The sequence below is a fragment of the Bradyrhizobium viridifuturi genome, from assembly GCF_001238275.1.
GTDB classification, from domain to species: Bacteria; Pseudomonadota; Alphaproteobacteria; order Rhizobiales; family Xanthobacteraceae; genus Bradyrhizobium; species Bradyrhizobium viridifuturi.
The window spans coordinates 22,918-44,401 of sequence record NZ_LGTB01000056.1 but is presented as its reverse complement, the minus strand read 5'-3'; the positions used below and the strand labels follow the sequence as shown (position 1 = coordinate 44,401).

The following is a 21,484-nucleotide window of genomic DNA, read 5'->3' as shown; positions in this document are numbered from 1 at the left end:
AGCCACTTGGATATCTCCTCTTTTCGAAGACGCCCTCCGATGCACCATCATCCAATCTTTAGATTTTCTTACCTTGGATGGCAGAGATGAGCGTGTCCGTCGAAGCCGGCGCGCCTCGTTCCGACCAAGCCCGGGCAACCCGCACGCTGACGGTGACTGGGCTCAACCATGCCCTCCACGACGGCTACACCGACCTGATCTACGTGCTGCTGCCGGTCTGGCAGGCCGAGTTCGCGCTGAGCTACGGGCTGCTGGCGCTGCTGCGCGGGCTCTATGCCGGCGCGATGGCCGGCCTGCAGATTCCGGTCGGGCGCGTCGCGGAGCGGATCGACGGCAAGATCATCCTGATCGCGGGCACGGCGCTGTCGGCGCTCGGTTATGTATTCGCCGGCCTCTCCGGCGGCGTGATCGGACTTGGCCTCGCGCTGGCGCTGTCAGGCGCGGGCTCGAGCACGCAGCATCCGATCGCTTCATCGGCGGTGTCGCGCGCCTATGGCGCGGGCGCGCGCGGGCCGCTCGGCATCTATAATTTCAGCGGCGATCTCGGCAAGGCGGCGATCCCCGCGCTGACCTCGATCCTGCTCGTGATCATGTCATGGCGGCACACGCTGCTCGTGCTCGCATCCGCCGGCCTGCTGGTCGCGATCTGCATCGCGCTCTGGATGCCGTCGGTCGGCAAGGGCGCCGAGCACAAGGCGAGCACAACATCACGCCGCGCGGGCGCAGGCGGCGGTTTTCCCTGGCTGCTAGCGATCGGAATCCTCGATACCGCGGTCAGGATGGGCTTCCTCACCTTCCTGCCGTTCCTGCTGCGCGACAAGGGCGCCGCGCTGCCGACCAATGGCCTCGCGCTGGCGCTGGTCTTCATCGGCGGCGCTGCCGGGAAGTTCAGCTGCGGCTGGCTCGGCGCGCGGGTCGGCACGCTGCGCACCGTGCTGATCACCGAGGGCGGCACGGCGGCGCTGATCCTTGCGGTGCTGCTGTTGCCGCTGGCGCCGGCGATCGTGTTGCTGCCGCTGCTCGGCGTGATGCTCAACGGCACCTCCTCGGTGCTGTATGGCACGGTGCCCGAGCTGACGCCGCCGCATCAGACCGAGCGCGCCTTCGCGCTGTTCTATACCGGCACCATCGGATCGGGCGCGATCGCGCCGGTGCTTTACGGCCTGCTTGGCGATGCGCTCGGCCCGACACTCGCGACGGCTGCGACCGCACTGACGGCACTGGCGATCTGTCCGCTTGCGGTCGCGCTCGCGCAGCATCTCACCGACGAAGCTAACACGCGCAGCGCCGACGCCTGACGCCTGACGCCGCATTTTGCAGCGTCGATCTGGCGCGGTCGGGTCCGCGCAATACATAGTCCGTTGTCGATGAGGACGGCCAACGGAAAGCAAAACCATGACAAGCACGCACAAGGCCTGGCGGCTGCACGCCCACAACGATCTTCGCTTCGAGGATGTCGCAACGCCCCAGCCGGTGCCCGATGGCGTCGTGGTCCGGATCGAGGCCGGCATGGTGCTGTCCTATACCAACAAGCTGCTCTCGGGCGCGCTGCCCTACAGCCTGCCGCCGATGCCGTTCGTGCCGGGCACCAATGCGATCGCGCGCGTCGTCGCCGCGGGCGAGAACGTCACGCATGTCCAAAACGGCGACCGCGTATTCCTCAGCCCGCATCTGCGCGGCGACGTGCCGGATCGCGATCCGCCGCAGATCCTGATCGGCCTCACCGCGACGGTGACGACGCCGGAGGCGTTCGCGTTGCAGGCACGCTGGCGCGACGGCGTGTTTGCCGAGATCGCACGCTGGCCGGCCGCCTGCGTCACGCCGCTTGCTAGTCTCGACGACAGGCCGGCGACCGAGCTGATCTGCTTGGCCAAGCTGATCGTGCCGTTCGGCGGCTTGCAGCGCTCCGGCCTGCGCGGCGGGCAGACCATCATCGTCAACGGCGCGACCGGCTATTTCGGCTCGGGCGGCGTGATGCTCGCGGTCGCGATGGGCGCGGGACGCGTCGTCGCCGTCGGACGCAAGCAGGCAGCGCTCGAACAGTTGCGCGACGCATTCGGCCCGCGCGTCATTCCCGCCGTCGTCAGCGGCGATGCCGCCGCCGACGTTCAGATCATCCGCCGTGCCGCCGGCGGCAGCGCCGATGTCGCGCTCGATTTGCTCGGCGCCGCGAAGAGCACCTCGACCACGCTCTCCTGCCTGCGCGCGCTCAGGCGCGGCGGACGCATGGTGCTGATGGGCAGCGCCGAGGTGCCGCTCGAACTGTCCTTCCGCGAGATGCTGGCCAACGACTGGGAAGTGGTCGGGCAGTTCATGTACGACCGCACGGCACCTGGCCAGCTCGCCGGCCTCGCCGCCGAAGGCCTGCTCGACCTCAGCAAGATCAACGTCGCGACCTTCGCCCTTGCCGACTTCCGCCGCGCCGTCGACGCGGCCGCCATGATGCAGAGCCTCGACCTTACGGCCGTGGTGCCGTAACCAGAGGCCATGACATCGCAAGAGACCCCGGCCCAAGCGACGACCTGGCGCGCGACCGTGCTGACCCTGTTCCCGGATATGTTTCCGGGGCCGCTCGGCGTCAGCCTCGCCGGCAGGGCATTGGCCGGCGGCGTCTGGTCGCTGGAGGCGCGCGACATCAGGCGTCGGCGACCGACAAGCACCGCAGCGTCGACGACACCCCGGCCGGCGGCGGTCCGGGCATGGTGCTGCGGGCCGACGTGCTGGCGGCGGCGATCGACGCCGCTGATGTCGCCCCCGGCCGGCCGCGCCTGCTGATGAGCCCGCGGGGTCGGCCATTGACCCAGAGCCAGATCATGGAGCTCGCGGCCGGCCCCGGCCCCCTGATCGTTTGCGGCCGTTTCGAGGGCATCGACCAGCGGGTGATCGAGGCGCGGGGCCTCGAGGAGGTCTCGATCGGCGATTATGTGCTATCCGGCGGCGAAATCGCCGCGATGGCGCTGATCGACGCCTGCGTCCGCCTGTTGCCTGGGGTGATGGGCAAGCTGGCCTCGGGAACCGAGGAGAGCTTCTCCGAAGGACTACTGGAATACCCCCAGTATACCCGCCCGCAGGAGTTCGAGGGCCGCCAAATCCCGGAAATCCTGATTTCCGGCGACCACGCCAAGGTCGCGGCCTGGCGGCTGGCCCAATCCGAGGCCCTGACGGCGGCCCGGCGGCCCGATCTCTGGGCCCGCAAGGCCGGCCAAAAAGCCGCTCCGCGACGGACAAAAAACACGACAGACGGGTGACAAACCCTGCGCTTTGCCTTATAGGCACGGCCTAATCCGCACACGCGCAGGATAGATGGACGTTTGCGCAGCCCCCATACAGGCTGGGCGCGCCGCCGATGGAGATTTCGATGAACCTTATTCAGCAGCTCGAAAAAGAGCAGTTCGACAAGCTTGCCGCCACCAAGGAAATCCCGGAGTTCGGCCCCGGCGATACCGTCATCGTCAACGTGAAGGTGGTCGAAGGCGAGCGCACCCGCGTGCAGGCCTATGAAGGCGTCTGCATCGGCCGTTCCGGCCAGGGCCTCAACGAGAGCTTCACCGTGCGCAAGATTTCGTACGGCGAAGGCGTCGAGCGCGTCTTCCCGGTGATGTCGCCGATGATCGACTCCATCAAGGTCGTGCGTCGCGGCAAGGTGCGTCGCGCCAAGCTCTATTACCTGCGCAACCTGCGCGGCAAGTCGGCCCGCATCGTCGAGAAGCAGGACCGCCAGACCGCCGTCGGCGAGTAAACGTTTCCCTTTCAGGGGATGTGACCAAAAGCGCGGGGCCTGCCCCGCGCTTTTTTGTTGCGGCATACCTATCTGACGTAGCACCCCGCGCATGGATCGATTGTCGCGGGCGCGAGCCCTGTGTTAGAAATTTAGAATGGTTCCGGATCAAGCAACCCAGCCCTGCAAGCGCGTCGTGATCGACGATCGCTCGCGGCTGCCCGGCCGCTTCTTCGGGCGCTTTGCGACGTCGGCAACGTCTGAGCTTAGACGCGCAGCGTAACGCTGCCTGGACGCTTTCGCCTGCTCGCGCGCTCAAGACGCGCTCACACCATTCAACACTGAATTTCTTCTGGAGCTGAAGCTCATGTCCAAACCGACCACGCTGTACGACAAGATCTGGAACGACCACCTGGTCCATGAGGCCGAGGACGGCACCTGCCTGCTCTATATCGATCGCCATCTGGTGCACGAGGTGACCTCGCCGCAAGCGTTCGAAGGCCTGCGCGCCGCCGGCCGCAAGGTGCATGCGCCCGAGAAGACGCTCGCCGTCGTCGACCACAACATCCCGACCACCGATCGCTCGAAGCCGAACCCCGACCCCGAGAGCATCGAGCAGATGCGGGTGATGGCTGAGAACGCCAAGGAATTCGGCATCGAATATTACAACGAGTTCGACAAGCGCCAGGGCATCGTCCACGTCATCGGCCCGGAGCAGGGCTTCACGCTGCCCGGCACCACCATCGTCTGCGGTGACAGCCACACCTCGACGCATGGTGCGTTCGGCGCGCTCGCGCACGGCATCGGCACCTCCGAGGTCGAGCACGTGCTGGCGACGCAGACGCTGATCCAGAAGAAGGCCAAGAACATGCGCGCGATCGTCGACGGCAAATTGCCCGAAGGCGTGACCGGCAAGGACATCATCCTGGCAATCATCGGCGAGATCGGCACCGCTGGCGGCACCGGCTATGTGCTGGAATATGCCGGCGAGGCGATCCGTGCGCTCTCGATGGAAGGCCGCATGACGGTCTGCAACATGTCGATCGAAGGCGGCGCGCGCGCTGGCCTGGTGGCGCCCGACCAGAAGGCGTTCGACTTCCTGCGCGACCGCCCGAAGGCGCCGAAGGGCGCCGCCTGGGACGCCGCGATGCGCTACTGGGAGACGCTGCGCTCCGACGAGGGCGCGCATTTCGACCACGAGCTGCGGCTGGACGCGGCGAAGCTGCCGCCGATCGTGACCTGGGGCACGAGCCCCGAGGACGTGATCTCGATCACCGGCTTCGTGCCCGATCCGGACAAGATCACGGACGAGGCCAAGCGGCTCTCCAAGCATCGCGCGCTGAAATATATGGGCCTGACCGCCGGCACCAAGATCACCGACATCAAGCTCGACCGCGTCTTCATCGGCTCCTGCACCAACGGCCGCATCGAAGACCTGCGCGCCGCCGCGAAGATCGCCGAGGGCAAGACGGTCAACGCGCATGTCAACGCGATGATCGTGCCGGGCTCGGGCATCGTGAAGGAGCAGGCGGAAGCCGAAGGCCTCGACAAGATCTTCATCAGGGCCGGCTTCGAATGGCGCGAGCCGGGCTGCTCGATGTGCCTGGCGATGAACCCAGACAAGCTGAAGCCGGAAGAGCGCTGCGCCTCGACCTCGAACCGCAACTTCGAGGGCCGCCAGGGCTTCAAGGGCCGCACCCATCTGGTGTCGCCCGCGATGGCCGCGGCCGCAGCGATCGCCGGCCACTTCGTCGACGTCCGCGACTGGCGGTAATAAGAGGTTTCGTCTCAAGCTCGAGCCGTTGCGGAAACGGCTCGTTAACAGAGCGCACGCACACTGCCTCCTTGCGAAACAAGCCTTCGCAAGGAGCGCGTGCCGTGGCCGACAAACCCGAATTCGTCGATATGATCAGCGAGGCGACGCGGCAGAAGCACCGTCGCCGCGCCGCGCCGCGCATCATCGATCCGCTTCCCGAGGTAAAGGAGACCTCGCGCCTCAGCCACTGGCCGCCGGAGCGCTGGACGCAATGGCGGATGGAGAACCTGACGCCGTGGAAAATCAAATCCTGGAAGCTGAAGAACTGGGATTAGCTTGAGGAGTTAACGGGCGCCGCGAGGCGCCCGCTGTCGTTTCAGGCCTTACCAATAGACCCGGTACGGCCGCCAGTGGTGGCGATGGTGCCACCACGGCCGGCAGATCCGGCGTGGCCCGTAATAGGTCCAGATCACCCGGCAGCGGCGGTGATGGTAATAGGCCGGGTAATAATAGGGATAGTAGGACGATCCATAGAAATAGCGCCGGTGATGGAAGTGCCGCCGGTAGTAGGGCCGGTAGCCGTAGCGGTAACCGCCGCCATAGAAGCGGTGATAGCCGCCGTAATGGCGATGAAAGCCGCCATAGCGATAGCCGCCATGAAACGCCGGCGCGGCGCGGAAGCCGCCACCATGGAAGCCGCGGAAACCGCCACCATGAAAACCGCCGCCGTGGAAACCGCCGCCGTGAAAGCCTCCACCGCCGTGGCCGCCGCCACCGCCATGCCGAACCTGGGTCGTCATGGCATCAGCCGCGGATTTTGCCGCGGGCACGGTGCCCGGGCTCGCCGGCGACAGCGCTTCGGCGCGTTGCTGCGAAGCGATCGACAACACGAACACCGCAGCCGCCGCAACGCCGAGACGGCGCAGCAATCCGCGCCGCAAACAGCTCTCCCTCATCTCCGAACCTCCCTGACAACAGCAATGACAGCCGCGCTGCGTGGCAGCCGGTCGCATTGCGTTCATTGCGGTCGCTCCCAGCGTGACGCTAGAAACGCGCAACTGAATGCGCCATGAACACGCAAGGCGCGTGCGGCAAAAAGTCCGGAAGGGAACGTCAGTGACTGTCTATGTGATCGTGCAGCTCAAGATGACCGACCGCGCCGCCTATGACCGCTATCAGGCGCGCTTCTTCGATGTGTTCAGGAAGTTCGACGGGCGGCTGCTGTCGGCCGACGAACATCCCGCAGTTCTCGAGGGCAATTGGGATCGCGACAAGCTGGTGCTGATGTCGTTCCCTGATGAAGCCGCGTTCCGCGCCTGGTCGGAATCACCCGAATACGTCGAGATCTCAAGGGATCGCAAGGCGGGTGCGCAAGGCATTGTGCTGCTGGCGAAGGGCTTTGCACCATGACACCGCCGGAGCGGCCCCGGCCGGGGCTGCTCTCCTGCTGCGCCACCCATTTCGCGCACCATGCGGCGAGGTTCGTTACCAGAACGGGCCGAACCCGAAGCCGAAGGTAAACGGCGCCGGCGAAGCGTAAGGATAGGGCCGATAGTAGTAGGGCCGTCCGTAGTAATAGGAGCCGTACGGCCGGTAATACGGATAGGGCCGGTAGTACGGCCGGTAATACGGACGGTAGCCGTGGTGATAATGGTGACGATGGTAACGGCGATGATGTCGCTGCGCGCTGATGTCCGTCGCCTTGCCCGCTTGCCCTTGTGCCGCAGCCTGCGGCTTGGCTGATGCCGCAGCTTTTGCCGATGCCGGCGCCGTCAATGCGAATGCGCATGCGACAGCGGCAACGCCGATCCATCTCATCATGATCAACTCCTGCAGATTTCGATTGATGTCATCTCGCGCGCGCGAATCTGCCGGTTTGATGGCTGAGAACGACAACAGGCCCGCTGCTCACGGGCCTGTGTCTCAACTGCGCTGATACGCCGCGCGATCAGTGGCGCCAGTGGCGACGATGGCCCCAGCCGCGGTGATGTCCGCGACCCCAGCCACGGTGCCAGCCATGACCATGACCGTGACCATAGCGTACCTGCGTGGTGGTCTGGCTCGCATTGTCCTGAACCGTTGCGGCGGTGCCTGGCGTGGCGAGCGACATCGCGTTCGCGCGCTCGGCCGGCGCCGCCAAAACCAGCACGGCACCGACGGCCGCAAGCCCCAGAACGTTCATCACCTTCATGCGTTGTCTCCTTGATTCCTGGATGTCACGTCGTGCAACGACGATTCAGTTTCGAATCGACCCCCGTTGCCGCGACGCAGATCGCAAGCAGAATGCGGGCGACGTGAATGGGAAGTGAATATCTGCGCCACAATCATGAATGCCGGTGGCGCGCTCAGGTTCCGATATGGCCGCGTGAATTTTCGTGTCCGCACGTAAAACCAGCATAGCCATTGGTCGTATGTGTTGTGAGGTGCCGCTCACAGGAGACCACCGTTGGCACAACAGAGTCAGCGCAAATGGCACACGTGCGGCGCGGCCGCGCTCGGTTCCATGATTTCAATTGATGTCGCGCTCGCCGCGCAAGGACCGGGCGGCGGCATGGGGACGGCGAGCCATCTCACGCAAATGCTGATGGCGCTCGCGGTCTATGGAACGATGGGAGCGATCGCAGCCGTCGCGCTGATCAGTGCGACGCGCCGACGTCTGCGCAGCTAGCCCGGACGCCAGAAGCAGTTCATGCGCGGCGTGATCACGGTGCCGCTTGGCCGGTGCTCCTGCACATAGGTCGCGGTGCAATCGCGCACGGCGTTCGGGCCGGGATTGTAGCGCGGGATCACATCCGGTTCCCAATGATCGGGCCGGGAGCGGTAGATCGGCACGCGCTTCAGGTGGCGGCGCTCGACGACGCGCTCACGCACCGGAGCCGGCTCACCGATGCGCGCTTCGGCTGCGGCGCTCTGCGCCCGCGCCTCGCCTACCGGGAGCAAGAGCCCGACTGATGCCGCCAACAGCGCTGCCGCCACGATCCTTTTCATCACGCCACCCGAGCCCCAATTATCGGCCGCACGGTCTCCCATTGCGCCGCTAAGGTCAACTGCGCTGGCGCCGCTGGAGGCACTCGCGCTAAAGGAGTGTCATGTGGACCACAGCAAAAGCCCCCTCGCTCGCCGAGATGGAGGCCATGGCGCACGAGGTTTTCGAGCGCCTGCCGGAGACGTTCCGGGCCCTCTGCGAGGGTCTGATCATCCGTGTCGACGACTTCCCGACCGACGAGGTGCTGGATGAGATGCAGGCCGAGAGCGAGTTCGACCTGCTCGGCCTGTTTCACGGCGTCGGCCTGCCGCAGCAGAGCCATGGCGACGTGGCCCGGCTCCCCAACCTGGTCTGGCTGTACCGCCGGCCGATCCTGGATTATTGGGCCGAGCACGACGAGACCCTCGGCCACATCGTCCGCCACGTGCTGATCCACGAGATCGGGCACCATTTCGGCCTCTCCGACGCCGATATGGAGGCGATTGAGGCCGATGCGGGGTAAGGCGCTTTCGAGCGAAGTGGACCCCCGGTTCGCGTGACGAAAGCGCGTCAAAACATGAAGCTGGAGCCCATTACGCTTCCATTGGAGCGGAATGGGCTCCAGCTTTGCAGAAATGGCCCTTTTACCGCTGTCACATTCGCGATAAACATCCGGCCCCTACCCCTACTTTTGGCCCGGGAAGAGCACCGATGGATAAGTTCACCACGCTGGAAGGCGTCGCGGCACCGCTGAAGATCATCAATGTCGACACCGACATGATCATTCCGAAGCAGTACCTCAAGACCATCAAGCGCACCGGCCTTGGCAAGGGGCTCTTCTCCGAACAGCGCTACAAGGATGACGGCAGCGAGAACCCCGATTTCGTCCTCAACCAGTCCGCCTATCGCAACGCGAAGGTGCTGGTCGCCGGCGACAATTTCGGCTGCGGCTCGAGCGCGAGCACGCGCCCTGGGCGCTGCTCGACTTCGGCATCCGCTGCGTGATCTCGACCTCGTTCGGCGACATCTTCTACAACAACTGCTTCAAGAACGGCATCCTGCCGATCCGCGTGTCGCAGGAGGACCTCGACAAGCTGTTTGACGATGCCGAGCGCGGCGCCAATGCGACGCTGACCATCGACCTCCCCAACCAGGAGATCCGCGGTCCCGACGGCGGCAAGGTGAAGTTCGAGATCGATCCGTTCCGCAAGCACTGCCTGATCAACGGCCTCGACGACATCGGCCTGACGATGGAGAAGAAGAAGTCGATCGACAGCTTTGAGGCCAAGCTCAAGGAACGTGCCTGGGCTTGAGGCCCGGCGTATCATCGCGCCCCGGTGCCCTCAGGCGCCGGGGTTTTTCTTTGATCGAGCTCCGTTCCGATGAGATCGGAACGGTGCTCTAGGTTCTAGTTTTGACGCGTTTTCTTCACGCGAACCGGTATCCACTTCGCTTGAAAACGCTTTGGTCGTCCTGTCACGAACCTGCTGATGGCTGACACGCATGCTGCCTGACATCGTCACCTTCTGGCATGGCTCGATGGACGCGCTGCGCCAGACCTGCCTGCGCTCGCAGCTGGCGGCCGGGCACAAGGTCACCGTCTACAGCTTCGATCCTGTCCCCGGACTGCCCGATGGTGTCGGCAATGCCGAGGCCGAAGCGGTGCTGCCGCATGCGTTCTCGGAGCGGCTGCGTCCGGCCGAGCCGGACGGCTCGTGGCGCGACTGGACCATCCTGCAATTCAGCGACTTCTTCCGGATGCGGCTGATGAAGCAGCGCGCGGGCCTCTGGCTCGATGCCGATGTGCTGTTGCTCAAGCCCGTCGAGATCGATCCGGCAAAGCCCTATTTCGCCTGGGAGCGGCCGCGACAGCTCGGCAACTCGGTGCTGTATCTGCCGCACAACGATCCGATCGTGCGCGCGTTCGAGGCCTTGATGCAGCAGGACGAGCTGACGCCGGACTGGCTGGCGCTGCGCCACCGCCTGACCTTCGCGATACGCAAGCTGCGCGGCAAGTCCAGGCGCCTGTCCGACATCCGCATCGCGATCTACGGCCCCGCCGCACTCACCGCGCTGGCGCGCCGCGAAGGCGAGTTGCACTACGCGTTGCCGAAGCAATCGTTCTACGCGGTGCACGCCGAACCAAGACTGTTCTTTGAGCCGTCGGATTTTTCGAAGTATCTGAACGATCCCGGGATCATCGGTCTGCACATCTCGCCGAAGGGCCGCGGCAAGGAGGCCCCGATCCCCGGCAGCCTCTATGCGTGGGCGGCGGAGAGGTTTCGGCAGACCTGAGCCGATTTGATCTGCCGCAAGGCCCGGCTGCACGGCAGGCATCATAGTGTGGCGCCACTTTACATCAGAGGCGCCCATGACCACCGAACCTCGGTACCCTGTCGTTGAATATCTGGCCGATGTATTCGCCAATTGGCTGAAGCATCGGCGGGAGCTGGGTGAACTGCGCGAACTTGACGATGCAAGTTTCAGCCAGATCGCAGCCGATTTGCGGATCAGCCCCGATGACCTCACCGCGCTGGTGCGCCAGGGGCCGCACAGCGCCGATGAGCTGCCCAGGCTGCTCACGGCGCTCGGCATCGACCGGGAGAAACTCGCCCGCATCGAGCCACTGGTGCTGCGCGACATGGAGCGGGTCTGCAGCCTGTGCGGCCACAAGCGGCAGTGCGACCACGATCTCGCAGCCGGCAAGTCCGGCGCGCGCTATCAACAGTACTGCCCGAACGCCGCGACGATCGATGCGCTGGGTGAAGCTGCAGGCAACCCCACCTCCGGGTCCTGAGTGAATGTCGATGCTCAATCATAGCGCCGTCTGGCGCCGTGGATTGCTGGTCGCCATCATCGTGCTGGCGGCCCTCTTTCTGCTGCGCCTGCATCGAGCCGATGGTGCGGAGCAACCCACAGAGAGCATTGCTGCCGGGCATCGGTTGGCTGAAGCTTGGTGCAAGGAATGCCATGTCATCGGCACGATCGCGACCGGTGCGAAGAAAGTGCCGCCGGACTTCGTCGCCGTCGCCAACCGGCATTCGACGACTGCACTCTGGTTGAAGGTATTCTTGAAGACGAGCCATCCGAAGATGCCGAACATCATCGTCGGCCCAAGCGAGGCCGATGATCTCGTGAACTACATCATGAGCCTGAAGCGCGACTAGAGCGCGCCTCGTGGTCGATGGTCGTCAATGCCCCATCGCGGCGATCGCGTCGGCGATCGCGATGGTGCGCTTGGCTATCTCGGCGTGCAGGCGCTCCACCATGCGGCCGTCGAGCTGGATCGCGCCGCGCGAGGCATTCTCCGGCTGCGCGAAGGCGGCGATGATCTTGCGGGCCTCGGCGACCTCGGCCTCCGGCGGCGTGAAGATCGCATTGCAGGCATCGATGTGGCTCGGATGGATCAGCGTCTTGCCGTCGAAGCCGAGATCGCGGCCCTGCGCGCATTCCTCCGCGAAGCCGTCGATATTGCCGATGTCGCCATAGGGGCCGTCGAGGATCTCGAGGCCGTGCGCGCGGGTCGCCAGGATGCAGTGCGTGATCATCGGGATCATCGCCGCGCGTCCCGGCTTCATCCGGATCCTGGTCTCGCGCGCGATGTCGTTCGGCCCGAACACGAAGCCGGCAAGCCGGATTTCGGAATCCTTCGACGCCGCCGCGAGCTTGTCGGCATCCAGCACGGCGCGCGCGGTCTCGATCATGGCCCAGACCCGGATCGAGGCCGGGGCATTGATGTCGCTGAGGCGATCGGCGACGGCGTTGAGATCGTCGACGGTGGAGATCTTGGGAACCAGGATGCCGTCCGGCTGCGCCTTGCCGGCCATGCCGATGTCGTCGACCCACCAGGGCGTATCGAGCGCGTTGATGCGGATCAGGACCTCGCGCTTGCCAAAACCCTTGGCGGCGACCGCCTTGGCGATCTGCTCGCGGGCAATGGCCTTGGCGTCGGGCGCAACGGAATCCTCCAGGTCGAGGATAATACCGTCGGCCGGCAGCGTGCGGGCCTTCTCCAGCGCCCGTGCATTCGATCCCGGCATGAACAGCAGGCTGCGGCGCGGACGGGTCATCGGCATTCTCCTGCGGGCTTGGGCTCCGCCGCTGTCCATTGTTTGGGCATTGGGGCAGGAACCATCCTTCAACGCTGCCGTATCATCTCAGGCGGCACGCCGAAAGTCTTGTTCCCGTCATTGGCATGTGGTTAGCCAGAGGCCATGAAATTCTTTCCGAAGCAGTTGATCGACGGCTACCGGACCTTCGCGACCCAGCGGTTGCCGACTGAACAGTCGCGCTACCGGGATCTGTCGGAACGTGGCCAGTTTCCCGAAACCATGGTGATCGGCTGCTGCGATTCCCGCGTCTCGCCCGAGGTGATCTTCGACGCAGGCCCGGGCGAATTGTTCGTGGTCCGGAACATCGCCAATCTGGTTCCGGTCTATCAGCCCGACAGCAACGCCCACGGCGTCTCGGCCGCGCTGGAATACGCCGTGACCGTGCTGAAGGTAAAGAACATCGTGGTGCTGGGCCATGCCCAGTGCGGCGGCATCCGCGCCTTCGTCGACAAGATCAAGCCGCTGACGCCCGGCGACTTCATCGGCAAATGGATGCAGATGTTCATCAAGCCGGGCGAGGTGGTCGAGCAGCGCGACCATGAGAGCATGCAGGACTTCGTCACCCGCATCGAGAAGGCCGCAGTGTTCCGCTCGCTGGAGAACTTGATGACCTTCCCGTTCGTCCGCGAACGCGTGGAGAACGGCGAGATGCAGCTGCACGGCGCCTATTTCGGCGTCGCCGAGGGCTCGCTGTTCGTGCTCGACCGGGTCGCGAAGGAATTCATCAGCGTCACCGACGCCTGAAGGGCGGCGAGTAGCGCCTTCGGCTACGCCTCGTCGTGAGCGTTGCCCCAGCGATCGGACAACGCGAGCAACAGCGCCGAGATCACGAACACCAGGTGCACGGCGACCAGCCAGGTCATCCGCGTCGCATCGAACGCGGCATCGATGTTCAGGAACGCTTCCAGCACGTGGATCGCCGAGATCGCGACGATCGATGCCAGCAGCTTCTGTTTCAGCCCGGCAAAATCGATCTTGGTGATCCAGATCGGCCAGTTCGGGTTGCCCGACGTGTCGATGCGCGAGACGAAGTTCTCGTAGCCCGAGAACACCACGATCAGAATGAGGTTGGCGACCAGTGTGACGTCGATCAGCGCCAGCGCATCGAGGATGACTTCGGTCGACTTGTAGCCCGACGCATGCAGCACGAACTCCCACAGCATGCGGGCGAATTTCAGCAGCAGCACGGCGAGCGCCACGACCAGGCCGACATAGAATGGCGCCATCAGCCAGCGGCTGTTGAACAGCACATATTCGAAGCCGCGCATGATGCGCGGCGTCGCCGGACCTGCTGGGGTGGGAGCCGCTTGTTCCGACATGGTGCCGCTCCCCCCGTTCGCTCTGCTTAAGCCGCTTTTTGCTTGGCCGTGATCAGCTTGCGGTTGATCAGGACCTCGGCGATCTGCACGGCATTGAGTGCCGCGCCCTTGCGCAGATTGTCCGACACGCACCAGAACGCCAGGCCGTTCTCCACCGTCGCGTCCTCGCGGATGCGGCTGATATAGGTCGCGTCCTCGCCGGCCGCCTCGTACGGCGTGACGTAACCGCCTGGCTCGTGCTTGTCGATCACGAGGCAGCCCGGCGCATTACGCAGGATGTTTCGCGCCTCGTCGGCGGTGATTGGATTGGCGAACTCGACATTGACCGCCTCGGAGTGACCGACGAAGACCGGCACGCGCACGCAGGTCGCGGTCAGCTTGATCTTGGGATCAAGGATCTTCTTGGTCTCCGCCATCATCTTCCACTCTTCCTTGGTGAAGCCGTCTTCCATGAAGACGTCGATCTGGGGGATGACGTTGAAGGCGATGCGCTTGGGAAACTTCTTATTGATCAGCTCGTCATTGGTGTAGACGGCCTTGGTCTGCGAGAACAATTCGTCCATCGCGTCCTTGCCGGCGCCCGACACCGATTGATAGGTCGACACCACGACGCGGGTGATCGTCGCCTTGTCGTGCAGCGGCTTCAGCGCGACCACGAGCTGCGCGGTCGAGCAGTTCGGGTTGGCAATGATGTTCTTCTTGGTGAAGCCCGCGGTCGCATCCGCGTTCACTTCCGGCACGATCAGCGGCACGTCCGGGTCCATGCGCCAGGCCGACGAATTGTCGATCACGACCGCACCGGCGGCGCCGATCCTGGGCGACCATTCCTTGGACACCGAGCCGCCGGCCGACATCAGGCAGATATCGATGTCGGAGAAATCATAGTGCTCGAGCGCCTTCACCTTCAGGGTGCGGTCGCCATAGGAGACCTCGATGCCGACGCTGCGGCGCGAGGCCAGCACGACGACCTCGTCGGCGGGGAATTTGCGCTCATCCAGAATGTTGAGCATTTCGCGCCCGACATTGCCGGTCGCACCGACCACCGCGACTTTGTAACCCATCGTTCACTCTCCGACGAAATATGCCCGTTCCCCCGCTGCTCGCGGAAAGGGAAGAGGCAGCGCTTCTATGCGAGAAACCCCGTCAAGACAACGTTGCGTAGCTTTGAGCGTTTTGATGCGTTTATTTCAGGCCGATTCGGCCGCATCCCATCATACGAGAAATCCGTCTGACCTGACGAGCTTCGTGGACGAGGTGTACGCCACGCTCTCCGGGCTGTTCGCCTATGCCATCGCGCTCGCGTTGTTCGTCGCCCTCGGCACCTATCTATGGAGGCAGCTGCCGGACGCAACGGCGGTAGCGGCACCCGCTGCCGCGGGCTGGAGCCTGGCCGGGCGCCAAACCCAGGCCTTCGCCACCAGCAAGCTAGATCAACGAGACAAAACAGAGGCTTACGAAGTCTTTCGGCATCCCGAGGGCGGCCGCAAGGACGTCTTCCACTGGACCGATGCCGATGGCGCACCGATAGCCGGGCTGGAAATCTACCGCCCTGGCGGCGAGTCCATGGGGTCCGCGGTCGCCGAGATTGCCGGACAGCTCGACCCGGGCGGCCTCCGCGAGCTCGAGGCCGCCGGCATCGTCGACAGCAAGTTCGGCAGCGTCACCCTGCTGCGCCCGGCGCGGCAGGACGGCAGCCGTGCCTGCCTCGGTTTCCTCAAGCAGGCCGACGCCCCCGATCTCAGGATTTCCGGCTGGACCTGCCAGGGTGCGAGCTTGCCGGCTCAGCGCGCCGCGATCGTCTGCATGCTGAACCGCCTGACCCTGCTGGCCGCAGGCAATGACCCGAGGCTCGCCGCGCTGTTTGCTCATGCCGAGCTCAAGCGCACCGACTGCGTTACCTCCGGGCTGCCCGCTTTGTCGGCCGACTGGGTGACGGGCAGCGAGAACCCGCTCCTGCGCGGCGCGCTTTGATGGCGAGACCGTGGCAAGGCACTGGTTTTCATGAAACTTTTGCGCTCGGACACGCATTATCTGGCCCGGTGTGGCGCAATTGACCTAGTGACGGCCTCCCCACCAGGGCTACAATGTGTTCCGAGTGATTTTGGCGGACGCGCCAGCCCCCGAAGGGGCCGTAATGACGAGGATGCGATGACCTTGAAACTCCCTGCCGCGAACAAGCTCGTGGTGTTGCTTGCCGCGGCTGCCGTCACCGCAACCGCCTTCGGCATGACCGCGGCCAGCGCGCAGAGCCAGACCCCGAGCAAGCGCAAGCAGCAGGAGCAGTATGACCGCGACGGCCGCCGCTATTACGGCGCGCAGGGTCCGAACCGGGTCTATCAGCAGGGTCCGCGTACCCGTGTTTACGTCACCACGCGCTCCTGGCTGGATGCCGGCACAGAGGTGCTGCCGGGCGACCGCAAGTTCAACGACTATGCCTATCCGCCGGATGTCGGCTATCCCTCGTTCGGACGCGAGAACAACAACCGGCCGATCGATCGCCAGCCGCTCAGCCCGCCGTCCGACCTTGGCGGCTATCCGCGGACCTTCCCGCTGTACTGAGATTTTCGGCAAGCAGCCGATACGAAAATGCCCGGCTCCGGCCGGGCATTTTTTTGAAGCAGTCATTCCGGGGCTCGCGAAGCGAGAACCCGGAATGACGCGTGTCAAACTTACGCGTGCAGCTTCTGCAATTCCTTCAGGATCGCCTCGCCCATCTGGCTCGTGCTGGCAGGCGTGGTGCCTTCCGACTTGATGTCGGCGGTGCGCAAGCCGCTGGCGAGCACGGCCGCGATCGCGGCATCGACCTTGTCGGCGAGAGCGCCCATGTCGAAGGAATAGCGCAGCGCCATGCCGAACGACGAGATCATCGCAATCGGATTGGCGAGGCCCTTGCCCGCGATGTCGGGCGCCGAGCCGTGCACCGGCTCGAACAGCGAGCGCCGCTTCTTGGTCTTCGCATCGACCTCGCCGAGCGAGGCCGACGGCAGCATGCCGAGCGAGCCGGTCAGCATCGCCGCGATGTCGGACAGCATGTCGCCGAACAGGTTGTCGGTCACGATGACGTCGAACTGCTTCGGTGCCTTGACGAGGTTCATGCCGCCGGAATCGGCGAGCTGGTGCTCCAGCGTGACGTCCTTGTATTCGCGCGCGTGAACCTGGGTCATGACCTCGTTCCAGAGCACGCCCGACTTCATGACGTTGCGCTTCTCCATCGACGTCACCTTGTTGCGGCGCTTGCGCGCCAGGTCGAAGGCGACGCGGCCGATGCGCTCGATCTCGTAGGTGTCGTAGACCTGGGTGTCGACCGCACGCTTCTGGCCGTTGCCGAGATCGGTGATGGTCTTCGGCTCGCCGAAATAGACGCCGCCGGTGAGCTCGCGGACGATCATGATGTCGAGGCCCTCGACCACCTCGCGCTTCAGGCTCGAGGCCTCGGCCAGCGCCGGATAGCACACCGCGGGGCGGAGGTTGGCGAACAGGCCGAGATCCTTGCGCAGCCGCAGCAGGCCGGCTTCCGGCCGCACCTCATAGGGCACGCTGTCCCACTTCGGACCGCCGACCGCGCCGAAGATCACGGCATCGGCCGCCGTGGCCTTGGCCATGTCGGCTTCCGAGATCGACACCTTGTGTGCGTCATAGGCGGAGCCGCCGACCAGGCCCCGCTCGGTCTCGAACTTGGCGATGCCCTGCGCATTCAGCCAGTCGATCACGCGCTGCACCTCGGCCATCACTTCGGGGCCGATGCCGTCGCCGGGGAGAAGCAGCAGTTTGTGGGTCGCCATGGTCGTTACCTCATTCAATCGGGCATGCCCGTCATCGTCTGGCGCGAGTGCTAAAACGCCCCGCACCGATTGGCAAGGCACCCTGAGCAGGGCCAAAATGGCCCGGAAAGAGCCAACCGCGCCTCAAGAAGCCAACAAGACGGACTCATGACCGCAGCCATTATCTACGCCTTCGCCTCGGCCATTTTCCTCGGTGCCGGGGTGGTGCTGGCGCAGCTCGGCCTGCGCACCGTCGAGCCGCTGTCGGGGGCGGCGATCAGCGTGCCCTCCTTCACCCTGCTGTTCCTGGTGCTGTCGCCGCTGATCCTGCATGGCGAGCCGGTGGTCTGGCGGGCCCTGCCGATCTTCGTGGCGATCGGCCTGTTCTTCCCGGCCTCGCTGACGCTTTTGACCTTTGCGTCGAACCGGGCGCTCGGCCCGGTGATCACCTCGACGCTGGGCAATCTGGCGCCGCTGTTCGCGGTCACCGCGGCCGTGGTGCTGCTGCACGAGCCGCTGCAGCCGCAGCAGCTCCTGGGCCTCGTCGTCGCGGTCGCGGGCGCTGCCGTGATCACCGTGACCCGGCCGCGCGACCTCGGGCATTGGCGCAGCTGGGCGTTGCTGCTGCCGCTCACGAGTGCGCTGGTGCGCGGCATCTTGCCCCCGATCGCCAAGCTCGGGCTTGCGGTCTGGCCGAGCCCGCTATGGGCCTGCCTGATCGGATACGTGATGTCCTCGCTGGTGGTGCTGACCGTGCAGCGGATCCGCAAGGGCAGCTTCAGGGTGCAGGCACCGCGCGAAGGCCTGTTCTGGTTCGCGCTGACCGGGATCAGCAACGGGCTCAGCGCGCTCAGCCTGTTCGCCGCGGTCCGTAACGGCCCGATCACGCTGGTGGCGCCGCTCGCTGCGATCTACCCGCTGGTGACCGTGGCGATGAGCGCCGTCATGCTCAAGCACGTTGAGATAACGGCGCGGATCGTCGCCGGAACCCTTTTGACAGTCGTCGGCGTCGCGCTGGTCCTGATCGCCTGATTGCCCGATACGCAAGACAGTGTTGCGGCCTCCAGTGGTGGGCAGGAGCGCCGCGGCCTGCCACAATGCCGGTATTGCCGGAGTGAATTGTGAGAGCCCCCACCCCATCCTACCCGCACCCCGCGCGGCTGATCCTGATTCTATCGCTTGCACCGACGGTCGGCCTCGGCATCGGCCGTTTCGCCTATTCGCTGGTGCTGCCCGATATGCGTGACTCGCTGGCGTGGTCGTATTCGGCCGCCGGCTTCATGAACACGATCAATGCCGCCGGCTATCTGGTCGGCGCGCTGTTCGCCTCGCGGCTGATCCAGCGCTTCGGGCTCGCCACATCGGTGCGCTGGTCGACACTGGCCTGCGTGCTGTCGCTGGCACTTTGCGCCATCTCGGGCAATTTTGCCGTGCTGAGTTTTGCCCGCCTCCTGGTCGGCTTTGCTGCCGCAATCGGCTTTGTCGGCGGCGGCGCGCTCGCGGCAACCATCGCGCAATCGCGACCGGAACGCGCCAACTTCCTGCTCAGCCTGTTCTATGCCGGGCCGGGCATCGGCATATTGGCATCCGGCCTGATCGCGCCCTTCGTGCTGCAAGGCTTCGGCGCCGGCTCCTGGTGGATCGTGTGGTGGGCGATGACCCTGCTCTCGGTGATCATGACGGTGCCGCTGCTACTTGCGCCATTCCACGCCGACGCGATCGCCGGCGGCATCGTGCGGACCAAATTCGCCGTGAGGCCGGTCCTGATCTACCTCGCCGCCTACTTCCTGTTCGGCGCGGGCTACATCGCCTACATGACCTTCATGATCGCCTATGTCCGCGATGGCGGCGGCGGCGCGGTGGCGCAGTGCGCATTCTGGAGCCTGATCGGCGTCAGCGCATTCGTCACGCCATGGGTGTGGCGGCGGGTGCTGGCGCTCGACCGCGGCGGGCTCGCCACAACAATCATTCTCGGCGTCAACGCGCTCGGCGCCGCTCTGCCGATCTTCGGCCATTCGCCGCTGCTGCTCGGGATCTCGGCGCTGGTGTTCGGTGTCGCGTTCTTCGCCGTGGTCGGCTCGACCACCGCCTTCGTGCGCCTCAACTATCCGCCGGAAGCCTGGCCGACCGCGATCGCGGCAATGACCATCGCCTTCGGCATCGGCCAGACGCTCGGGCCGATCGTGGTCGGCGCAATCACCGACGCGGTCGGCAGCCTGTCATTCGCGCTGAACGTCTCGGCCGCGATGCTCGCGCTCGGCGCGCTGCTGTCGGCGTTTCAGAGGAAGGTGGGGCCGTAAGCCTGCGCCGGGACGACGGCTGCTAACTCCCGCTAAACGAATTATACCCCTGGTCTTCCCAGTAGCCGCCCTTGTAGTCGTTGGTGACTTCCATCGAGAGCACGTATTTCGGGTTCTTGAAGCCGAGCTTGGTCGGCACCCGGATCTTCATCGGGAAGCCATAGGCGCGCGGCAGGATCTCATCGGCGAATTTGAACGTCATCTGGGTCTGCGGATGCAGCGCCGTGCGCATGTCCAAAGGCGAGTTGTAGCCGTCCTTGTCGGCACACTGGAACCAGACATATTTGGCGCGGGTGTCGGCGCCAATGATCTTGAGGAAGTCGCGCAGCGGCGTCCCGGTCCAGCTGCCGATCGCGCTCCAGCCCTCGACGCAGATGTGGCGCGTCACCTGCTTGACTTGCGGCAGCTTGTACAATTCGTCGAGCGTCCACGCCTTCTTGTTGTCGACCAGCCCGCGCACCTCGAGCTTCCAGTCCGCCGCCGCGATGACGGGGGCATCGTCGAGGTCGTAATAGGCGTTGAACGGGAACGGCTTGGTGATCATGCTCTCGGGGAAGGTCGGCGCCAGCGCGTCCGGATTGAACATCCAGGCCTGCACCGCGTCGTTGAACTTCGAGACCTTCTTCAGCAATTCCTCCGCCGACGAGGAATCGACCACGTCGCAGCCGGTCAGCAGCGTCAGCGCGCCGAGGCTGGTGCCGGCCGTGATGAAGCGGCGGCGCGTCAGCTCTGGCATCGTCTTCACCGCATCGCGCACCAGCAGCTTCCTGTCGACGCCGGGAATCAGGAGTTTTCTGAGACGACCCATAATACCCTCCGTCAGCGTCCGATGATCATGGCGCGCAGGCTCTTCGGCACCAGCAGCGCGAGCGCGACATGGATCACCAGGAAGGCGACGATCAGCGCCATGCAGGTGAAGTGGACATAGCGGGCGATGTCGTAGCCGCCGAACAGCGACACCAGCCAGTGCAACTGCACCGGCTTCCACATCGACAGGCCGGACAGCACGATCACGACGCCGACGGTAATGATGCCGGCATAGAGCAGCTTCTGCACCGAGTTGTATTTGCTGAGATCGTCATGCGACAGCTTGAAGGTCAGCGCCGCCTTGGTGTCGGCAATCACGCCGCCGGGGGTGATCGGCAGCAGCTTCCTGCGGAAGCGGCCGGTGGCGAAACCCAGCGCCAGGTAGGTCAGGCCGTTGACCATCAACAGCCACATCGCGGCGAAGTGCCAGAGCAGCGCGCCGCCGAGCCAGCCGCCGAGCGTGATGCTGCGCGAGAAGGTGAAACTGAACAGCGGCGAGGCGTTGTAGATCTGCCAGCCGGACATGATCATCAGGATCATCGCGAAGGCGTTGGTCCAGTGCACGATCCGGACCCACACCGGCTGGATCACCTTCACCGGTGTTGCGGTCTCTGCCTGGTGGTCGCTGACGGCAAGGCTCGTCATGAAAGTTCTCTGCTCGTGGTCGTTACCGGCTTATACGCCGGGAACCGGCATTCCGTTACAGGGTCGGGCATCATCAGTTTGATATTGGCCACTTCATGTGG

The 21,484-nt window shown here is 64.9% G+C and carries 26 protein-coding genes and 2 pseudogenes; 18 read left to right on the top strand and 10 right to left on the bottom strand.

Annotated features, from left to right (window positions below; all coding sequences use genetic code 11):
* Nucleotides 1-86 precede the first annotated feature (86 nt).
* The 6 genes and pseudogenes from ALC15_RS36515 (at nt 87) to ALC15_RS36490 (ending at nt 5,809) form a co-directional block, all read left to right on the top strand.
* A complete protein-coding gene (locus tag ALC15_RS36515; protein ID WP_050631468.1) occupies nt 87-1,298 on the top strand; it encodes an MFS transporter in 1,212 nt (403 codons plus the stop codon).
* 97 nt (nt 1,299-1,395) lie between these two features.
* Nucleotides 1,396-2,478, top strand: coding sequence for a quinone oxidoreductase family protein (locus ALC15_RS36510; protein WP_050631460.1), 1,083 nt, complete (start codon nt 1,396-1,398; stop codon nt 2,476-2,478).
* Between the two features lie 9 nt (nt 2,479-2,487).
* A pseudogene (trmD, locus tag ALC15_RS36505) lies at nt 2,488-3,248 on the top strand (tRNA (guanosine(37)-N1)-methyltransferase TrmD).
* 110 nt (nt 3,249-3,358) lie between these two features.
* Complete coding sequence (gene rplS / locus ALC15_RS36500) at nt 3,359-3,739, top strand: 50S ribosomal protein L19 (RefSeq protein WP_028336277.1); 381 nt, start codon at nt 3,359-3,361, stop codon at nt 3,737-3,739.
* Nucleotides 3,740-4,085: 346 nt separating this feature from the next.
* Nucleotides 4,086-5,492 (top strand): 3-isopropylmalate dehydratase large subunit, encoded by a 1,407-nt coding sequence (gene leuC, locus ALC15_RS36495; protein WP_050631459.1) that lies wholly within the window; start codon nt 4,086-4,088, stop codon nt 5,490-5,492.
* Nucleotides 5,493-5,596: 104 nt separating this feature from the next.
* Nucleotides 5,597-5,809, top strand: coding sequence for a hypothetical protein (locus ALC15_RS36490; protein WP_050631458.1), 213 nt, complete (start codon nt 5,597-5,599; stop codon nt 5,807-5,809).
* Between the two features lie 48 nt (nt 5,810-5,857).
* Here ALC15_RS36490 and ALC15_RS36485 read toward each other — a convergent pair whose 3' ends face one another.
* Complete coding sequence (locus tag ALC15_RS36485; protein WP_050631457.1) at nt 5,858-6,430, bottom strand: hypothetical protein; 573 nt, start codon at nt 6,428-6,430, stop codon at nt 5,858-5,860.
* Nucleotides 6,431-6,590: 160 nt separating this feature from the next.
* On the opposite strand from ALC15_RS36485, the gene ALC15_RS36480 reads away from it, so the two are divergent.
* Nucleotides 6,591-6,884: a DUF1330 domain-containing protein gene (locus ALC15_RS36480; protein WP_050631456.1), complete on the top strand. Its 294-nt coding sequence runs from the start codon at nt 6,591-6,593 to the stop codon at nt 6,882-6,884.
* Nucleotides 6,885-6,959: 75 nt separating this feature from the next.
* Here the strand turns inward: ALC15_RS36480 and ALC15_RS36475 are convergent, their stop codons facing one another.
* Together ALC15_RS36475 and ALC15_RS36470 are read right to left on the bottom strand one after the other, a co-directional pair.
* Complete coding sequence (locus ALC15_RS36475) at nt 6,960-7,295, bottom strand: hypothetical protein (protein WP_063781917.1); 336 nt, start codon at nt 7,293-7,295, stop codon at nt 6,960-6,962.
* 127 nt (nt 7,296-7,422) lie between these two features.
* A complete protein-coding gene (locus ALC15_RS36470; RefSeq protein WP_050631454.1) occupies nt 7,423-7,665 on the bottom strand; it encodes a hypothetical protein in 243 nt (80 codons plus the stop codon).
* Between the two features lie 255 nt (nt 7,666-7,920).
* Here ALC15_RS36470 and ALC15_RS43730 point away from each other — a divergent pair, with 255 nt between their 5' ends.
* Nucleotides 7,921-8,142: a hypothetical protein gene (locus tag ALC15_RS43730; protein ID WP_128089678.1), complete on the top strand. Its 222-nt coding sequence runs from the start codon at nt 7,921-7,923 to the stop codon at nt 8,140-8,142.
* Here the strand turns inward: ALC15_RS43730 and ALC15_RS36465 are convergent.
* Complete coding sequence (locus tag ALC15_RS36465) at nt 8,139-8,462, bottom strand: hypothetical protein (RefSeq protein WP_050631453.1); 324 nt, start codon at nt 8,460-8,462, stop codon at nt 8,139-8,141. The genes ALC15_RS43730 and ALC15_RS36465 overlap by 4 nt on opposite strands.
* A 101-nt stretch (nt 8,463-8,563) precedes the next feature.
* On the opposite strand from ALC15_RS36465, the gene ALC15_RS36460 reads away from it, so the two are divergent.
* The 5 genes and pseudogenes from ALC15_RS36460 to ALC15_RS36440 all read left to right on the top strand — a co-directional run bounded on the left by ALC15_RS36460 (nt 8,564) and on the right by ALC15_RS36440 (nt 11,606).
* The gene (locus ALC15_RS36460) at nt 8,564-8,962 is read left to right on the top strand and encodes a metallopeptidase family protein (protein WP_050631452.1); all 399 of its coding nucleotides are present in this window, start codon (nt 8,564-8,566) and stop codon (nt 8,960-8,962) included.
* A gap of 188 nt (nt 8,963-9,150) precedes the next feature.
* Nucleotides 9,151-9,752: pseudogene (gene leuD / locus ALC15_RS36455) on the top strand (3-isopropylmalate dehydratase small subunit).
* A 190-nt stretch (nt 9,753-9,942) separates the two neighbouring features.
* A complete protein-coding gene (locus ALC15_RS36450; RefSeq protein WP_050631451.1) occupies nt 9,943-10,734 on the top strand; it encodes a glycosyltransferase family 32 protein in 792 nt (263 codons plus the stop codon).
* Between the two features lie 76 nt (nt 10,735-10,810).
* A complete protein-coding gene (locus tag ALC15_RS36445) occupies nt 10,811-11,236 on the top strand; it encodes a hypothetical protein (protein WP_050631450.1) in 426 nt (141 codons plus the stop codon).
* Nucleotides 11,237-11,240: 4 nt separating this feature from the next.
* Nucleotides 11,241-11,606 (top strand): c-type cytochrome, encoded by a 366-nt coding sequence (locus ALC15_RS36440; protein WP_050631449.1) that lies wholly within the window; start codon nt 11,241-11,243, stop codon nt 11,604-11,606.
* A gap of 24 nt (nt 11,607-11,630) precedes the next feature.
* Here the strand turns inward: ALC15_RS36440 and ALC15_RS36435 are convergent, their stop codons facing one another.
* Nucleotides 11,631-12,509, bottom strand: coding sequence for an HpcH/HpaI aldolase/citrate lyase family protein (locus tag ALC15_RS36435; RefSeq protein WP_094194340.1), 879 nt, complete (start codon nt 12,507-12,509; stop codon nt 11,631-11,633).
* A gap of 144 nt (nt 12,510-12,653) precedes the next feature.
* Between ALC15_RS36435 and ALC15_RS36430 the strand changes: the two genes are divergently transcribed.
* On the top strand, nt 12,654-13,295 hold the full coding sequence (locus ALC15_RS36430) for a carbonic anhydrase (protein ID WP_050631447.1): 642 nt from the start codon (nt 12,654-12,656) through the stop codon (nt 13,293-13,295).
* A gap of 23 nt (nt 13,296-13,318) precedes the next feature.
* On the opposite strand, the gene ALC15_RS36425 is transcribed toward ALC15_RS36430, so the two are convergent.
* A complete protein-coding gene (locus ALC15_RS36425) occupies nt 13,319-13,870 on the bottom strand; it encodes a TIGR00645 family protein (RefSeq protein WP_050631446.1) in 552 nt (183 codons plus the stop codon).
* A gap of 26 nt (nt 13,871-13,896) precedes the next feature.
* Nucleotides 13,897-14,931, bottom strand: a complete 1,035-nt coding sequence (locus ALC15_RS36420) for an aspartate-semialdehyde dehydrogenase (RefSeq protein ID WP_050631445.1) — start codon at nt 14,929-14,931, stop codon at nt 13,897-13,899.
* Nucleotides 14,932-15,046: 115 nt separating this feature from the next.
* On the opposite strand from ALC15_RS36420, the gene ALC15_RS36415 reads away from it, so the two are divergent.
* Nucleotides 15,047-15,841 (top strand): hypothetical protein, encoded by a 795-nt coding sequence (locus tag ALC15_RS36415; RefSeq protein ID WP_050631444.1) that lies wholly within the window; start codon nt 15,047-15,049, stop codon nt 15,839-15,841.
* A gap of 177 nt (nt 15,842-16,018) precedes the next feature.
* The gene (locus tag ALC15_RS36410; RefSeq protein WP_050631443.1) at nt 16,019-16,429 is read left to right on the top strand and encodes a hypothetical protein; all 411 of its coding nucleotides are present in this window, start codon (nt 16,019-16,021) and stop codon (nt 16,427-16,429) included.
* A gap of 110 nt (nt 16,430-16,539) precedes the next feature.
* Here the strand turns inward: ALC15_RS36410 and leuB are convergent, their stop codons facing one another.
* Nucleotides 16,540-17,652, bottom strand: coding sequence for a 3-isopropylmalate dehydrogenase (leuB, locus tag ALC15_RS36405; protein WP_050631442.1), 1,113 nt, complete (start codon nt 17,650-17,652; stop codon nt 16,540-16,542).
* Between the two features lie 147 nt (nt 17,653-17,799).
* Here leuB and ALC15_RS36400 point away from each other — a divergent pair, with 147 nt between their 5' ends.
* Both ALC15_RS36400 and ALC15_RS36395 read left to right on the top strand, forming a co-directional pair.
* Entirely contained in the window at nt 17,800-18,663 is an 864-nt protein-coding gene (locus ALC15_RS36400; RefSeq protein ID WP_050631441.1) for a DMT family transporter, read from the top strand.
* 89 nt (nt 18,664-18,752) lie between these two features.
* Nucleotides 18,753-19,931: a YbfB/YjiJ family MFS transporter gene (locus ALC15_RS36395; protein WP_050631440.1), complete on the top strand. Its 1,179-nt coding sequence runs from the start codon at nt 18,753-18,755 to the stop codon at nt 19,929-19,931.
* Between the two features lie 22 nt (nt 19,932-19,953).
* Here the strand turns inward: ALC15_RS36395 and ALC15_RS36390 are convergent, their stop codons facing one another.
* Both ALC15_RS36390 and ALC15_RS36385 read right to left on the bottom strand, forming a co-directional pair.
* A complete protein-coding gene (locus ALC15_RS36390; protein WP_050631439.1) occupies nt 19,954-20,739 on the bottom strand; it encodes a molybdopterin-binding protein in 786 nt (261 codons plus the stop codon).
* An 11-nt stretch (nt 20,740-20,750) separates the two neighbouring features.
* Entirely contained in the window at nt 20,751-21,383 is a 633-nt protein-coding gene (locus tag ALC15_RS36385) for a cytochrome b/b6 domain-containing protein (RefSeq protein ID WP_050631438.1), read from the bottom strand.
* Nucleotides 21,384-21,484: the final 101 nt, after the last annotated feature.

Bases quoted from the DNA above. Each gene is read 5' to 3' on its own strand.
- ALC15_RS36515 (WP_050631468.1), top strand. From the start codon at position 87: ATGAGCGTGTCCGTCGAAGCCGGCGCGCCTCGTTCCGACCAAGCCCGG.
- ALC15_RS36510 (WP_050631460.1), top strand. From the start codon at position 1,396: ATGACAAGCACGCACAAGGCCTGGCGGCTGCACGCCCACAACGATCTT.
- rplS (WP_028336277.1), top strand. From the start codon at position 3,359: ATGAACCTTATTCAGCAGCTCGAAAAAGAGCAGTTCGACAAGCTTGCC.
- leuC (WP_050631459.1), top strand. From the start codon at position 4,086: ATGTCCAAACCGACCACGCTGTACGACAAGATCTGGAACGACCACCTG.
- ALC15_RS36485 (WP_050631457.1), bottom strand. From the start codon at position 6,430: ATGAGGGAGAGCTGTTTGCGGCGCGGATTGCTGCGCCGTCTCGGCGTT.
- ALC15_RS36475 (WP_063781917.1), bottom strand. From the start codon at position 7,295: ATGATGAGATGGATCGGCGTTGCCGCTGTCGCATGCGCATTCGCATTG.
- ALC15_RS36470 (WP_050631454.1), bottom strand. From the start codon at position 7,665: ATGAAGGTGATGAACGTTCTGGGGCTTGCGGCCGTCGGTGCCGTGCTG.
- ALC15_RS36465 (WP_050631453.1), bottom strand. From the start codon at position 8,462: ATGAAAAGGATCGTGGCGGCAGCGCTGTTGGCGGCATCAGTCGGGCTC.
- ALC15_RS36460 (WP_050631452.1), top strand. From the start codon at position 8,564: ATGTGGACCACAGCAAAAGCCCCCTCGCTCGCCGAGATGGAGGCCATG.
- ALC15_RS36450 (WP_050631451.1), top strand. From the start codon at position 9,943: ATGCTGCCTGACATCGTCACCTTCTGGCATGGCTCGATGGACGCGCTG.
- ALC15_RS36445 (WP_050631450.1), top strand. From the start codon at position 10,811: ATGACCACCGAACCTCGGTACCCTGTCGTTGAATATCTGGCCGATGTA.
- ALC15_RS36440 (WP_050631449.1), top strand. From the start codon at position 11,241: ATGTCGATGCTCAATCATAGCGCCGTCTGGCGCCGTGGATTGCTGGTC.
- ALC15_RS36435 (WP_094194340.1), bottom strand. From the start codon at position 12,509: ATGACCCGTCCGCGCCGCAGCCTGCTGTTCATGCCGGGATCGAATGCA.
- ALC15_RS36430 (WP_050631447.1), top strand. From the start codon at position 12,654: ATGAAATTCTTTCCGAAGCAGTTGATCGACGGCTACCGGACCTTCGCG.
- ALC15_RS36425 (WP_050631446.1), bottom strand. From the start codon at position 13,870: ATGTCGGAACAAGCGGCTCCCACCCCAGCAGGTCCGGCGACGCCGCGC.
- ALC15_RS36420 (WP_050631445.1), bottom strand. From the start codon at position 14,931: ATGGGTTACAAAGTCGCGGTGGTCGGTGCGACCGGCAATGTCGGGCGC.
- ALC15_RS36415 (WP_050631444.1), top strand. From the start codon at position 15,047: ATGCGTTTATTTCAGGCCGATTCGGCCGCATCCCATCATACGAGAAAT.
- ALC15_RS36410 (WP_050631443.1), top strand. From the start codon at position 16,019: ATGACCTTGAAACTCCCTGCCGCGAACAAGCTCGTGGTGTTGCTTGCC.
- leuB (WP_050631442.1), bottom strand. From the start codon at position 17,652: ATGGCGACCCACAAACTGCTGCTTCTCCCCGGCGACGGCATCGGCCCC.
- ALC15_RS36400 (WP_050631441.1), top strand. From the start codon at position 17,800: ATGACCGCAGCCATTATCTACGCCTTCGCCTCGGCCATTTTCCTCGGT.
- ALC15_RS36390 (WP_050631439.1), bottom strand. From the start codon at position 20,739: ATGGGTCGTCTCAGAAAACTCCTGATTCCCGGCGTCGACAGGAAGCTG.
- ALC15_RS36385 (WP_050631438.1), bottom strand. From the start codon at position 21,383: ATGACGAGCCTTGCCGTCAGCGACCACCAGGCAGAGACCGCAACACCG.